General features: G+C 62.6%; 17 protein-coding genes, 1 tRNA gene and 1 pseudogene. 15 read left to right on the top strand and 4 right to left on the bottom strand.

The genetic code is table 11. The features are described 5' to 3' along the window. Positions 1-38 precede the first annotated feature (38 nt). The 10 genes from AUQ37_RS10925 to AUQ37_RS04230 all read left to right on the top strand — a co-directional run bounded on the left by AUQ37_RS10925 (position 39) and on the right by AUQ37_RS04230 (position 7,962). Positions 39-695 (top strand): hypothetical protein, encoded by a 657-nt coding sequence (locus AUQ37_RS10925; protein WP_058747531.1) that lies wholly within the window; start codon positions 39-41, stop codon positions 693-695. Continuing rightward, a complete protein-coding gene (locus tag AUQ37_RS10930) occupies positions 635-919 on the top strand; it encodes a hypothetical protein (protein WP_201013741.1) in 285 nt (94 codons plus the stop codon). Before AUQ37_RS10925 ends, AUQ37_RS10930 begins: the two co-directional genes overlap by 61 nt. Then, a complete protein-coding gene (locus AUQ37_RS10935) occupies positions 886-1,518 on the top strand; it encodes a hypothetical protein (protein ID WP_201013742.1) in 633 nt (210 codons plus the stop codon). The genes AUQ37_RS10930 and AUQ37_RS10935 overlap by 34 nt, the downstream gene beginning before the upstream one ends. 42 nt (positions 1,519-1,560) lie before the next feature. Then, on the top strand, positions 1,561-1,890 hold the full coding sequence (locus tag AUQ37_RS04190) for a hypothetical protein (protein WP_058747534.1): 330 nt from the start codon (positions 1,561-1,563) through the stop codon (positions 1,888-1,890). A 67-nt stretch (positions 1,891-1,957) separates the two neighbouring features. Next, positions 1,958-2,509, top strand: a complete 552-nt coding sequence (locus AUQ37_RS04195) for a hypothetical protein (RefSeq protein ID WP_235584917.1) — start codon at positions 1,958-1,960, stop codon at positions 2,507-2,509. Between the two features lie 5 nt (positions 2,510-2,514). Further along, positions 2,515-4,905: an inositol monophosphatase family protein gene (locus tag AUQ37_RS10940; protein ID WP_201013743.1), complete on the top strand. Its 2,391-nt coding sequence runs from the start codon at positions 2,515-2,517 to the stop codon at positions 4,903-4,905. 469 nt (positions 4,906-5,374) lie between these two features. Next, positions 5,375-5,893 carry a PH domain-containing protein gene (locus tag AUQ37_RS04220; protein WP_058747538.1) on the top strand — a complete coding sequence of 173 codons (519 nt, stop codon included), beginning with the start codon at positions 5,375-5,377 and terminating at the stop codon, positions 5,891-5,893. Then, a complete protein-coding gene (locus tag AUQ37_RS09930; protein WP_157844275.1) occupies positions 5,894-6,037 on the top strand; it encodes a hypothetical protein in 144 nt (47 codons plus the stop codon). Continuing rightward, the gene (locus tag AUQ37_RS04225) at positions 6,037-7,386 is read left to right on the top strand and encodes a PH domain-containing protein (RefSeq protein WP_058747539.1); all 1,350 of its coding nucleotides are present in this window, start codon (positions 6,037-6,039) and stop codon (positions 7,384-7,386) included. The genes AUQ37_RS09930 and AUQ37_RS04225 overlap by 1 nt, the downstream gene beginning before the upstream one ends. 45 nt (positions 7,387-7,431) lie before the next feature. Continuing rightward, positions 7,432-7,962, top strand: coding sequence for an adenine phosphoribosyltransferase (locus AUQ37_RS04230; RefSeq protein ID WP_058747540.1), 531 nt, complete (start codon positions 7,432-7,434; stop codon positions 7,960-7,962). Between the two features lie 51 nt (positions 7,963-8,013). Here the strand turns inward: AUQ37_RS04230 and AUQ37_RS04235 are convergent. The 3 genes from AUQ37_RS04235 to AUQ37_RS04245 form a co-directional block, all read right to left on the bottom strand. After that, positions 8,014-8,088 (bottom strand) — tRNA-Arg (locus AUQ37_RS04235). Between the two features lie 39 nt (positions 8,089-8,127). Continuing rightward, complete coding sequence (locus AUQ37_RS04240) at positions 8,128-8,769, bottom strand: hypothetical protein (protein WP_058747541.1); 642 nt, start codon at positions 8,767-8,769, stop codon at positions 8,128-8,130. Between the two features lie 20 nt (positions 8,770-8,789). Next, positions 8,790-9,662 carry an SEL1-like repeat protein gene (locus AUQ37_RS04245; protein ID WP_058747542.1) on the bottom strand — a complete coding sequence of 291 codons (873 nt, stop codon included), beginning with the start codon at positions 9,660-9,662 and terminating at the stop codon, positions 8,790-8,792. A 285-nt stretch (positions 9,663-9,947) separates the two neighbouring features. On the opposite strand from AUQ37_RS04245, the pseudogene AUQ37_RS12250 reads away from it, so the two are divergent. The 5 genes and pseudogenes from AUQ37_RS12250 to AUQ37_RS10955 all read left to right on the top strand — a co-directional run. After that, positions 9,948-10,234: pseudogene (locus tag AUQ37_RS12250) on the top strand (AIR synthase related protein); the annotation flags it as partial. 89 nt (positions 10,235-10,323) lie between these two features. After that, positions 10,324-10,905, top strand: coding sequence for an AIR synthase-related protein (locus AUQ37_RS12255; protein WP_235584918.1), 582 nt, complete (start codon positions 10,324-10,326; stop codon positions 10,903-10,905). Positions 10,906-10,918: 13 nt separating this feature from the next. Beyond that, positions 10,919-11,488: a DUF1015 domain-containing protein gene (locus AUQ37_RS10945; RefSeq protein ID WP_058747543.1), complete on the top strand. Its 570-nt coding sequence runs from the start codon at positions 10,919-10,921 to the stop codon at positions 11,486-11,488. Further along, positions 11,437-11,715 carry a DUF1015 family protein gene (locus AUQ37_RS12935; protein ID WP_201013744.1) on the top strand — a complete coding sequence of 93 codons (279 nt, stop codon included), beginning with the start codon at positions 11,437-11,439 and terminating at the stop codon, positions 11,713-11,715. The genes AUQ37_RS10945 and AUQ37_RS12935 overlap by 52 nt, the downstream gene beginning before the upstream one ends. Continuing rightward, positions 11,712-12,107 carry a DUF1015 family protein gene (locus AUQ37_RS10955; protein ID WP_058747545.1) on the top strand — a complete coding sequence of 132 codons (396 nt, stop codon included), beginning with the start codon at positions 11,712-11,714 and terminating at the stop codon, positions 12,105-12,107. Before AUQ37_RS12935 ends, AUQ37_RS10955 begins: the two co-directional genes overlap by 4 nt. A gap of 73 nt (positions 12,108-12,180) precedes the next feature. Here AUQ37_RS10955 and AUQ37_RS04270 read toward each other — a convergent pair whose 3' ends face one another. Continuing rightward, positions 12,181-12,561 carry a hypothetical protein gene (locus AUQ37_RS04270; RefSeq protein ID WP_058747546.1) on the bottom strand — a complete coding sequence of 127 codons (381 nt, stop codon included), beginning with the start codon at positions 12,559-12,561 and terminating at the stop codon, positions 12,181-12,183. Positions 12,562-12,829 lie beyond the last annotated feature (268 nt).

The following is a 12,829-nucleotide window of genomic DNA, read 5'->3' on the forward strand; positions in this document are numbered from 1 at the left end:
CTGCAAGTACTGCGGCGCCCCCCCTGTCCGCCGACGATGTGAAAGGGGACGGGGACTACGTCACCTGCCCGAGCTGCGGCACGACCCAGCAGAGGCTCGACGCGAAGGCCTACCTCGACCAGATGATGGCCCAGGTCCGCTCCTGGATCGGCAAGGCCGTCCCGGGCGGCATGGCGGTGGCCGGCGCGCAGAACGTCGACCCCGTGGCCAGGTACAACATCTGGACCCAGAGCGTGAAGCCGAAGATCGACATCGAGTACGGGGAGTACAGGTTCTCGCTGACCTCCTTCCTCTCCAACCCGATGCTGGTCATGCCCTTCACCGTGACGACGAACGTCACCCCCAAGCACAGCACCGAGAGGCTGTTCCAGTTCGCGGAGCAGATCAACGGGGTCTCCCCGCTGGCCGTGGACGAGGAATCCCAGGAGTACATCAGGACCGCCAAGGGGCTCACCGACGCCTACGCCATGCTGGCCAACAACTCCAAGCTGTTCCGCGAGGACAAGCCCGGCAGGTACCTGCTGATGGTGAACAACTTCAACACCGCAGCCGAGGACTTCCGCGCCTCCAAAGGCTACGAGCCCGCGGCGGACAGGTTCGAGGGGCTGTCCCTGGCGTGCCAGGCTGCGAGAGGATGCTCGACGGCGACATCACGAGCGCCATGGGCAGCTTCACGGCCGCCCTGGCCAAGCTGAACAAGGCCAAGAAGGACTGCATCACCAACATGAAGGTCGCCATCATGGGACAGGCCGTCGCCACCGAGATCTCGGAGGTCGAGGCGCTGAACGAGACCGCCAACGCCGTCAACGCGCTGGGCGGGGACCCGCTGAAGAGCCTGTCCCAGGTCAGGAGGCTGTTCACCGCCGAGTACCCGAACGTGGGCAGGTGGGGGAGCGTCCTGAAGGACAAGAACAGCTGACCGAGGTCTTCGCCAACATGAAGGCCGCCCTGGCGTCCGCCACCGGCGGGCAGGGGATCGACATCGCGGCAGGGCCCGGGAACGTCCTGGTGCCCTTCTGGCAGGTGTCGCTCGACTACAGCTTCCAGACCGGTTCCCTGTGGAAGAAGAGGGCCGTCGAGGTGAAGGAGGTGCTCCTGGTGAGCGCCGACTTCGTCATCGACTCCGGCTGCCTGGAGCGCCCGGCGGAGGCCGTCACCGACGTCTTCGCCGGCGCCTCCAAGTCCGGGTTCCTGGACAGGCTGTCTGGGAAGGAAGGGTCCATCAGCAACAGCGCCGGGATCATCGACGTCGTGAAGAGCGCGGCCCCCAACTCCATAGGGACCAGGAAGGTCGTCGTGCCCCTGAGCACCAGGAGGGAGGCCGAGCTGATCGCCGAGAACTACGTGGCGAACGTCCAGAACCCCCAGCTGAAGCTGAGCAACCCCGAGGTCGTGAGGCTCATCTACGTGCCGTTCACGCTCAACGGGGAATCCTTCGAGTCCCCCGGCAACCTCAGGCTGAGGCCTGCCCGGGTCTCGAGGATGAAAGCATCCGAACTGATAATACTCAACGACTGAAACCGAAGAACGAAGAAAGACAGCAGAGAAGAAGGGATAGAAATGACAGAGAACAAAGGGAACGCATACAGGATGAAGCAGGTCTGGACGATGTTCCTCGTCCTCCTCGCCGCCGCGGTCGGCATCATCCTCTACTGGGGAGCGGACACGTCCGCATCGGTGGCCGCCGGCGCGGTCATCCTCATCATAGGCATCGCCGTGGCAGGGGTCGGGGCCACCCACTCCTCCGCTCCCGACAAGTTCGGGCCCGGCGAGATGCTGTCCAGGGTCGCGGCGGGGCTCGTCATAATCCTCATCGGCATCGTCCTCGTGATCAGCGAGTACTGCGACCTCTGGGTCGCCGCGGTCGTGTTCATCGTCGGCATCGCCTGATCGGGCTCCTCGCGGCGACGAACAACAGCAAGCACAGCAAATACTGAACAGAAAGGAGGCAGATTCAATGGAAATGAACGGGAAGGACCTCGAGAACAACACCGAGAAGCACATATCCGAGAACAGGACCCTCCCCTCCCGCATAGCGGCCTACATACCCTTCTACAAAGGGTACAAGCAGAAGCAGCTCCGCCGCGAGGAGGACAGGGCCATCAGGGACATCGTGGCCAAGGAGCTGAACGCGGTCAAGAACGACCTCGCCAACTCCGCGGCGGCCACCGTCGGGGACCTCGACGCCATGAGGATGTCGGAGAGGCTCAGGGCCAAGGTGGACCGCTACACCTCCCAGGTCAAGAAGACCGCCGTGGGCTACACCGGGTTCCACGAGGCCGTCAAGATCAGGGAGACCGAGCTCGACAGGGTCGTGACCTTCGACGCCCAGCTCATCGACGGGGTCGAGGCGCTCAAGAAGGAGACCGCGGACCTCACGAGGTTCGCCGACTCGGGAGAGGACATCAAGACCCCCATGAGGATGATCGAGAGGGACGTGGACGCTCTCATAGAGGCTTTCAACCAGAGGGACGCGGTCATGAAGGGCATCGCGTCCGAGCAGGAGTGATCTGAATGGCATTCGGCAGCAAGAAGAACGAAGAGAAGAAGACCAACGTCGTGTACTGGGCCGACCAGGGCCCCGACGACATCATCTACGTCTCCCCGCACGACGACCTGAGGTTCTACACCTCGGTCACCGTCCCGGAGCACGCCGTCGCCCTGTTCATCAGGGACGGGCAGCTCCAGGGGGTACTGGAGCCCGGAAGGCACCTGATCTCGTCGAACAACATCCCCTGGCTCACCAAGCTGTACAACGCGGCCCTTGGCTTCAAGGAGACCCCGTTCAAGGTCCAGGTCGTGTTCATCAGCCTCAAGATCTTCAACGGCAAATGGGGCATCCGCTCCATGATCAAGGCGGCCAAGGAGTACGAGGTCCCGATCACCCTGATGGCTAACGGCGACTACCAGTTCCGCATCTCGGACGTCAGCGTGTTCTACACCCAGGTCCTGGGAGGCATGAAGAGCTACACCACCGGCGATGTGAACCAGTTCATGAGGGGGTTCATCTCCGAGCAGATAATCCAGCAGCTCAACCAGCAGTACTACATGGACGTCATGGCCAACCTGGAGAAGGCGTCCACCGGCACCAAGATCCTCATCGACCCCTACTTCCAGCAGAGGGGGATCGAGCTCGTCGCCCTCAAGATCAACGAGGTCTCGACCACCGAGGAGGAGAAGAACAAGGTCTTCGAGTACCTGCAGTTCAGCTCCCAGAACGGAGAGGCCTTCAAGCGCTACGAGGTCATGGACAGGATGGCGGACGCCATCGGCGACTCCCAGGGAGGGGCCGCCATGGGCGCCGGCATGATGCTGTTCCCGCAGATGTACCAGCAGCTCAACCAGCAGCCGGTCCAGGGAGTGAACGCGCAGCAGCAGGCCCCCCAGGCCCAGCAGGTCATGTGCCCGTACTGCGGGTCCCTGAACACCTATCCGTACAAGTTCTGCAACAACTGCGGCAAGCCCTCGCCCATGCAGCAGCAGGCGATGGGCCAGCAGGCCCAGCAGCCGGCGGCCCCCGCTCCGGCGCAGCCCGCCGCGGCGCCTGCCCCTGCGGCCGCAGGAGCGCCCAAGGCGTTCAAGATCTGCCCGTACTGCGGCGAGAGCTCGAGGGCCTCAAGAAGACCCCCAAGTTCTGCCCGTACTGCTCCGAGCAGCTCTACTGAAAACCTTTCCGGGGCGGGATACTCCCCGCCCCTTTGTTCATCTTCCGGAGTGGGTCTCATTGTGCAACGGCGACGACGGATGGTCCGGGATGGGGATGTGGCTCTTCCCCCCGCTGTTCTACAGGTACGGCGGCGGTGCGCCGCAGAACGGGAAGGAGGAGGCGGAGACCAAGGTCATGTGCCCGGTGTGCGGCGCGCTGAACTCCTATCCCTACCGCTACTGCTCCGAGTGCGGGAGCCCCTCCCCCATGGAGAAATACGCCTCCTCCGCGCGTGCGGAGAAGCGCAGGTTCTCGTTCTGCCCGTTCTGCGGCGGGGACATCCGCGGCCTCTCCAAGCCCCCGCGCTACTGCCCCTACTGCGACGAGCGGTTCTTCTGACCGGGGCAAGGTTCAATACGGGCACGCCCCATGGGGAACCCATGGAGAAGATGCTCCTGGACACGATCGACCTCGCGGTGAAGGCGGGGGAGATCGTCCTCTGCGACGAAGATTTCAAGGTCGGCAACAAGGGGACCAAGGAGAACTACGTCACCTCGACCGACATCAAGGTGCAGGATTATCTGAAAAGGGAGCTCACCGCGCTCATCCCGGGATCGTACTTCATGGGAGAGGAAGGGGACCTTCCCGAGAAGGACTCCGGGCTCATAGGGAGCGACAGGTGGGTATGGATCGTCGATCCCATCGACGGCACCGCCAACTACGCCCGCGGCATGGACAACAGCGTCGTTTCCATCGCGCTGATGAGGCGCGGGGAGGTCGTCCTGGGAGTGGTCAGGCACCCTTACCTGGACCTGACCTTCTGGGCGTACAAGGGGCAGGGGGCGTTCCTCAACGGGAAGCCCATACACGTGTCGGACCGGAGCATTGAGCACGCCATGCTCGCCACCGCCTGGTCCGCATACGACAAATCGAAGGCCCCGGCCTGCTTCCGCATCGCCGAGAAGCTGTACAGCGTCTGCGAGGACATCCGGAGAACCGGCACGGCCGCCTACGAGCTCTGCCTCCTGGCCAAGGGCGCGGTCGACATCTACTTCGAGATCAACCTCTCGCCGTGGGACTACGCCGCGGCATCCAGGATCGTCGAGGAGGCCGGAGGGCATATCCGCTCCCTCGACGGAGGGGTCCATCTCTACGGACCCGGACCCGTCATCGCCGGGAACACCGCTGAGAACACGGAGTACGTCCTGAAGACCGCGGAACAGGAGATCGGTGGCGCGCCCGGAGACAGGGGCCTCTGACCCCAGACCCTGTGCTTATGTCCAGAGTTCAAATTTAATTGTTTTTCGTAGTATTGTTGCTGAAATCGTAACAAAAACAAAGAATTGCGATAAAATGCATCCAATAACTGCGAAAAAAGAATGTTATATATACCTGATATGCAGATATATGCTACAGGAGGCGCGTACCAATAGGGAAACAAAATACGCTGGACATCCGCGATGCGATCGGGTTCTTTTCGGAGCAGACCGCCAAATGCGGCGCATGGCCAGTCGGCGCGCCGGTTTGGAGCGCAATCTGAACGGGATCGCGCAGAAAGCGGCCAAACTTATTAGTAAACCGGAGCAAGGTTCCGAGATCCGAACGACGGACGGGCGTTATGACCGTCGCCTGCTGCTCGAAACCCCGAGTCCATTCCCGTTTCTTCATATATCATCATACTGTAAGGGCATTTAATCCGATACAATTTTACGGATACCGCCCGATGAGATGCTGATGAAAGCATCCGAGCAGTTCCGCCTGAACGCGGACGGCCTGACGGCCGACGGATACCACGCCCTTGAGCCGGCGGCCAAGAAGGCCATGTACATATCCGACGCCATAATGGCGGCCGTCCTGCTGGCTATTTTCGCGCTCATCTATCCGCGCATAGGGAATGATCTCGGTTGGCTGAGGCTCGCGTACACTGCCGCCACGATAGCGCTGCTGGCCCTGCTCGCGGTCTACCCCGGCATATACTACGTCCGCTACCGCTACCGTATCGACAGCGACAAGGTCGAGGTGCGCAGAGGGGTTATCGTCATCACCCACACCCTCATCCCCATCGAGAGGATCCACGAGGTCACCGTCACCGTCGGGCCGATCAACGGCCTCTTCGGCCTCGCTAACGTGGAGATAGTCACCGCCGGAGGCACCGAGTCCATCGATCACCTGGACAGCAGGACCGCCGAGAGCATCGCCGCCCGCCTGAACGAGGTCGTGGTCGGGATCCTTAAGGAAAGGGACTGAATGGAACAGAGGCAGTACAAGAACAGCGGCGTCGTCATCGCGAAGAAGTTCATCATCTTCGAGATTGTGATAGCGCCGTCATCCGGGGCGCGGAGGGCCTGCTGTCGGACGAAGCGGACCTGGGCCCGGTCTGGCAGGCCCTGATGTGCATCCTGACCGTGCTGAACGCGTACAGCTGCTGGTACATCGTGGAGCACACGGTGTTCACCTTCGACGGGAACAAGCTGACCGTCAGCGGGAAGTTCGTCTCGAGGAACAAATCGGAGATCCAGTATTCCAGGATGGCCTCGGTGGGGATCACGCGCAGCATTCTGGACAGGATGCTGGGCGTGTCCACCCTGACCTTTAACGTTAACTCCGGCGTGAACTCTTCCGCCCCCGACGCCACCCTCTGCATCGAGAGGGAGGAGGCCGAGAGGCTGCGCACCTACCTGAACGGCGTGATCTTCGGAATGAGGCAGGAGGATGCGCCTCTTCAGGAGACTGCAGACGATGCCCGGATGCCCGATGCCGGAGTGCACAGGGAATCGCTCGTGAAGGTCACCAACAGGGAGATCATCGTCCACAGCTTCCTGTCCCAGTCGTCCCCCCAGCTCCTGCTGGCACTTGCTCTGATCGTATGGGGTGCATGGTCCGCGCTGTCGGAGAGCGTCAGCGGAGGGGACATTGCGCTCTACCTCTTCGTGCTGGAGGAGGTCATCCCGATTGTCTCCGTCTGCTGCCGCTACTACAACTACCGCATCGAACGCGCCGGCGACACCGTGGTCGTGGAGTACGGCATGTTCACCCAGAAGACCGTCTCCTTCCGCGAGAACAAGGTGAACTCCGTCCGCATGAGGTCGCCCGCCTTCGCCCGCGCGCTGGGACTCTGCACCCTGGAGGCGGAGGTCGTCGGCACCGCCAACGGGAACGGCGACGATGCCGTCCCCCTGCTGTGCCCGATGAAGAAGAGAGAGGATGTCCTGGCACTGCTGGAGAAGGCCCTGCCGGGCTTCGCCTCGCAGGCCGGCACCGTGCCCCAGCCGAAGGCCGGGAAGCACATCTGCATCCTCTACTGGTCGGTCGCCGCCGCCCTGTTCGCGGCCGCGGCCGGCATCTCCTGGTACCTCCTCGATGACAGCGAATACAGCATGCTGGCACTTCCGGCGGCCGCTGTCCTGCTGCTCTCCGCGGCGGGCTCGGCAGCCTACGGCCTGTGCGCTGCCGGCCTCCGCGCCTTCGCTTCGGACGGGAGCATCTTCGTCTTCGTCACCGGGGGCTTCGACCGGTCCGAGACCCGCTTCAATTACGACAAGGTCCAGTCCGTGGATATCCTGGCGGGGCCGATGGAGCGCCGCAACGGAGTGTGCAGATGCTCCGTGAGAATGCTGTCCGCCCGCGGGTTCTCCACGGTCACCTCCGGGAGGTTCTCCGAGGAGGATCTGAGGGCCGTGCCGGGCACCGTCATGGCCAGGATACTCGACGGAAGGTACGACTGGCGCCGGTACTCCTGAATTCCGCGGTCATTTTTATTACAGAGAAGCGGTTCTGGGACCCATATGGCAGATGACTTAGGCAAGTACATCACCTCGATCCCCGATTTCCCCAAGAAGGGAATCGTCTTCAGAGACATCACCACCCTCATCTCGGACCCTGAGGGATTCAGGAAGTCCGTCGACGGGCTCGCGCATATGGTCGACGGAATGAAGGTCGACGTCGTTGTCGGCTCTGAGTCCAGGGGATTCGTCTTCGGCGCCCCCGTCGCCTACAAGCTCGGCCTGGGCTTCGTCCTCGCCAGGAAGAAGGGCAAGCTCCCCCGCGAGACCATCTCAGAGGAGTACGGCCTCGAGTACGGCACCGCCACCCTCGAGATGCACAAGGACAGCATCAAGAAGGGCGACAGGGTGTTCATCGTAGACGACCTCGTAGCGACCGGCGGGACCACCAAGGCCATCATCAACATGGTCGAGAGGCTCGGCGGAAAGGTCGTCAAGATTGGGTTCGTCATGGAGCTTGCAGGCCTCGGCGCCAGGGAAGGGGCCCTCAAGGGCTACGATATGGACAGCCTGATCATCTACCCGGGCAACTGAAAAGACCGATGTGCCAGCGCCCCGGCCATAGCCGGAGCGCCCATCGGCGGAAGGGCCTGCCGGGATTCGAACCCGGGTTGTCAGCTCCGAAAGCTGATAGGATCATCCTGGCTACCACACAGGCCCGGATTTTGATATCCTGACGGCGTATTAATACCGTTGTTTTCAGTTCGAACAGTCCAGGCAGACGCCGTGCCCGGCGGCCACGAACAGCGGGGAGACCGACTTCAGCGAGGCCTTCAGTGCGTTCCTCCTCGGTTCCGGTATCCTCGCCTCCCCGAAATCGTTTATGGCATCGTCCCAGGAGACCTTCCTGACCTTCCCGGCAGTGTTCCCGGTGGAGAAGAACAGGTCGGAGCTGTAGAAGATGCGGGTGTGCTCCTCGAAGAACAGCAGCCCGTCGTTCATATGCACCTCCGAGGGGTAGGCGACGAACTGGATGCTGACGCCCTCGGCTTCCAGCGGCAGGCCGGGGGCGGCCGCGATGACATTCCCCTCGTAACCGTAGCCTTTCAGCTCCCTGGCGGTCATCGCGGAGCATACGGCGGACACCTCCGGGAACTTCTCGTGGAAGAGACCGAGCGCCCCGTCCTCGTCGGATTCGTTATGCGAGATGAGGATGTATTTGAGGCTCCTGCCGGCCAGGATCCTCTCGATCTCCGGCATGTTCCTCTCGGCTTCGGCGACGGTCCCGGTGCAGAAAACCAGCGGGACGCGGCCGGCCAGCAGGTACTGGTGGATGGAGATCCCCGCTCTCTCGATGTAATCGGTGAACTGCCAGAGGTTCCCGCATATGTTGCAGGCCATGGTATCGCGATTCATATTCATCACTCGGACGGGCGCCTGGGTCTTCCGTTCCCCGGCGGCTCCTTCACCTTCCCTTCGCTGCGGAGCCTCATCATCTTCCTGCCGGCCATCATGTATCCGCGGTCCTCCCCCGCCTTGTAGAGCTCAACGGCCTTATCGAAATCGGCCTCCACGCCCAGCCCCTTCTCGTAGCAGGTCCCGAGGTAGTACTTCGCCGGGATGAAGCCCCTGTCGGCGGCCTTGGTGAGCCATTCGACGGCCTTGGGATAGTCGACCTCCGTCCCGCGCCCGCGGTAGTACATCATGCCGAGCTCGAACTGGGCGTACTTGTACCCCTGGGCCGCGGACTTCGACAGCAGCTCGACAGCCTTGGCCGGATCGAGCTCCACGCCCGTGCCGTCCCTGTAGAGCACGCCGAGGTTGCATTGGGCCTCCTTGGACCCCTGTTCCGCCGCCTTGCGGTAGAGATCGGCCGCCGCGGCGAAGTCCCTGGCGACACCGCGGCCGTCCTCGTACAGCTTCCCCAGGTGGAACTGGGCCATCGCATATCCCTGGCCGGCGGCCTCCCGGTAGAGCTCCGCAGCCTTTTCCGGGTCCTGGGCAACGCCGGTCCCCTTCTCGTACGCCATCCCGAGGGCGTCCTGGGCGGAGGCCAGGCCCTGCCGGGCGGCCTTGGCGTACCACTCGGCGGCCTTCTCCGGGTCCCTGTCGACGCCCAGCCCGTTGGCGTAGTCCTGGGCCACGTAGAGCTGTGCCAGCGCGTCCCCCTTCTCGGCCGCCTTCAGGTGCAGGCGGTTGGCGGATGCAGTCCCTCCGGGGTCCCGAGGGCGGAGAAACGCGTTGCCAGGGACCTCAACTCCTCCGCGCTCAGCGCGTCCGGGTCCTCCGGCCATGCGGGCGGGCCGTCCTTCTTGGCTGTCCTGGGCTCCGGCGCCTCGGCGCGTCCTGCTTCCTCTTCTTCCCGAAACCGAACATTGGGATGCCTCGGAGGCATATGGCCCCGGCGTTAGAAGAAGGTTCGTAATGCGCCCTGCCGGCCTCCGCGGGTACGACCCATACATTAAAACCAGCCCGTGCCCATCGCCCGGATGATGTCAAAAGTTGTCATGAACGACGGTGCGGGAGGCGAACTCATGCAGGAGTTCATCTCCAAGCACATCACCTCGCATTTCCCCAAGATGGAGGCCGAGGTCCCCCTCGACTCCCTCGACGACTCGGCAGTGGTGGACGATATCGTCTTCACCATCGACGGGCATACGGTGAACCCGCTCTTCTTCCCCGGAGGGGACATCGGGAGGATCGCCGTGTCCGGCACCGTCAACGACATCTCGGTCATGGGCGCAAGCCGGTCGGCCTGGCGAGCTCCGTGGTCCTCGAGGAGGGCCTGGACTCCGAGACCGTCGACAGGGTCATGCAGAGCATGGGCGACACCGCCCGCGAGGCCGGCGTCCCCATCGTCACCGGCGACACCAAGGTCATGGGCGCCGGCGAGCTCGATAAGATGGTCATCTCCACGGCCGCCGTCGCAGGAGGTGGGACGCCCTCGACCATGACATGGAGGTCGCCAACTCCTACCGGAAGGTGGCCAGCCGCTGGTGCGCCGACTCCAACACCCGCCCGGGCGACGTCATCATCGTCTCCGGGTACATGGGCGACCACGGGGTCTCCCTGCTCTCCTTCCGCGAGGGCTACGGCTTCGACAGCACCGTGAAGTCCGATGTGCAGCCCCTCAACCGCATGATCGAGAAGGGCCTGAGGGTCGGCGGCATCGTCTCCATGAAGGACCCGACCCGCGGAGGACTCGCCAACACCCTCAACGAATGGGCCTCGAAATCCGGCGTGGAACTGCAGATAGACGAGGCCGCCATCCCCCTGAGGGACGGCGTGGTCTCGGCCTGCGAGCTCCTCGGGATCGACCCCCTGAGCATCGGCAACGAGGGGAAGTGCGTGATATCCGCCGTCCCCGAGATGGCAGAGGAGGTCCTGAAGGCCATCAGGGCCACCCCTGAAGGAAAGGACGCCGCCATCATCGGGAAGGCTGCCGAGGGCAGGAGCAGAGTGGTTCTGAACACCGAGGTCGGCGGCAGGAGGATCCTCGAGCCCCCGTCCGGCGACCCCGTGCCGAGGATCTGCTGAAGGAGATGTGAAAATGGTAGAGTTCCTTCCTTTCAAAGGCTACAGGCCCAGCATCGGGGCCGGCGATTCCATCGCCGACTTCGTCTCGCCCCCGTACGACGTCATCGGCCCGGAGCAGCTCAGAGAGCTCCAGTCGAAGAAGCACAACGTCACCAACCTAACCCTGGAGCAGGACGCCGACGGCCGCTATCACGGCTCGGCGCAGAGGCTCGAGTCTTTCATCGCCGAGGGCGCGCTCAGGCAGGACGCCCCCTCCTACTACCTCTACGACCAGACCTGGGAAGAGGACGGCGTCAGGACCACCCGCAGGGGGCTCGTCGGCATCCTCAGGACCGAGGAGTACTCCCGGGGGAACATCATCCCCCACGAGGAGACCTTCTCCAAGGTGAAGGCGGACAGGCTGAACCTCCTGCGCGACACCGAGACCCACCTCGAGAGCATCTTCGGCATATACGAGGGGCTCGGAAAGGACTTGGACAAGAAGGTCGACGGCGCCGCCAGGCTCCGCTACAGGTACGTGGACCCCGACGCGTGGAGCACCGCTACTCGCAGATCTCCGACCCCGCCGTCATCGAGGAAGTGAAGGAGAAGCTGAAGACCCAGAAGATGCTGATCGCTGACGGACACCACCGCTACGAGACCGCCCTGAACTACGCCAAGGAGAACCCGGGCGACGAGGCCAAGCAGTACGTCCTCTGCACGATGGTGTCCCAGGACGACGGCGGGCTGGTCATCCGCCCCACCCACAGGCTGATCGACGCGAGGACATCGGCGAGACCACGGCAATCAAGAAAATATCCAAGGCCATGAAGACGGAGGAAGCATCATCTGCCGCCGAGCTGAGGGAGAAGCTCCCGCAGCACCTCTTCGGGATGATCTTTCGCTCCGGGAAGTGCCTCCTGCTCGACAATATCTCCGAGGAGGACCCCATGATGGGCCTCGACACCTACGCCGCCCAGCAGAAGATCCTCTACGGCATCTACAAGAGCGACGAGGGGAAGTCCAAGGTCTCCTACGACGCCGACATGGACTCCGTCGTCAAGTCGATGGCGGCCAAGGAGCACGACGCCGCCGTCGTCCTGAACCCGCCGAAGCTCCAGACCATCTGGGACCTCGCGGGACAGGGAAAGAGGATGCCCAAGAAGACCACCTTCTTCTATCCCAAGATATGGTCCGGCTGGGTCTTCTACAGGATGAAATGAGGGAGCCGTCCCCCTCGGAAAACCCAAAACCTATCCGGGGCCCTGCGGAGCAGGGCCCCTCTCTTCTCCGCCCTCAGACTTTGAAGAATTCCTTGACGTTGGGGCGGAAGAGGTAATAGAGCACCACGATGCAGATCACCAGCTCTACGATGCCGACCCCCGACCATACGGTGAGGAGGGAGCCGATGAGGCCGATCAGGTAGATGACGACGCCGATGTACCAGAACACCGTGATCCCCTTGTAAAGGCCGGCGGCAATCCCCAGGAGTATCAGCCCGAAGATAACGATGATTATCCCGGCGATCTCCATGGCGTTCTCCGCATCGCTGCGGGACAGGTCCGCCTGGTCCATGACGGTATCTATGAACGAGTCCGCCCCGGCGATGAACAGGGCGCCCATCGCTATCGCGATCAGAGCGCTAATCAGCGTCAGTACCGAGACGATCGTGATCATCAATGGTCTTTGAGCCATGATTGCAATAACTCTGTATCTCGTATTTTAGTCAATCGTTACTAAGTGTATAGCCAATATGCGAGATAGAATATAAGTGCGCATCAAGAACGCGGACGAATGGAAGCACAGACGAATGGCCGATGAACAGCACGGACAGCGATGGCCCGACCGTCCTGATATGAGATTGATATAAAGTGGAGCCGCTGGAGGGAATTGAACCCTCGGCCTACGCCTTACCAAGCGTCGCTATACCCCTTAGCCACAGCGG

Origin of the sequence: Candidatus Methanomethylophilus sp. 1R26, from assembly GCF_001481295.1 — an archaeon.
Taxonomy (GTDB): Archaea; Thermoplasmatota; Thermoplasmata; order Methanomassiliicoccales; family Methanomethylophilaceae; genus Methanomethylophilus.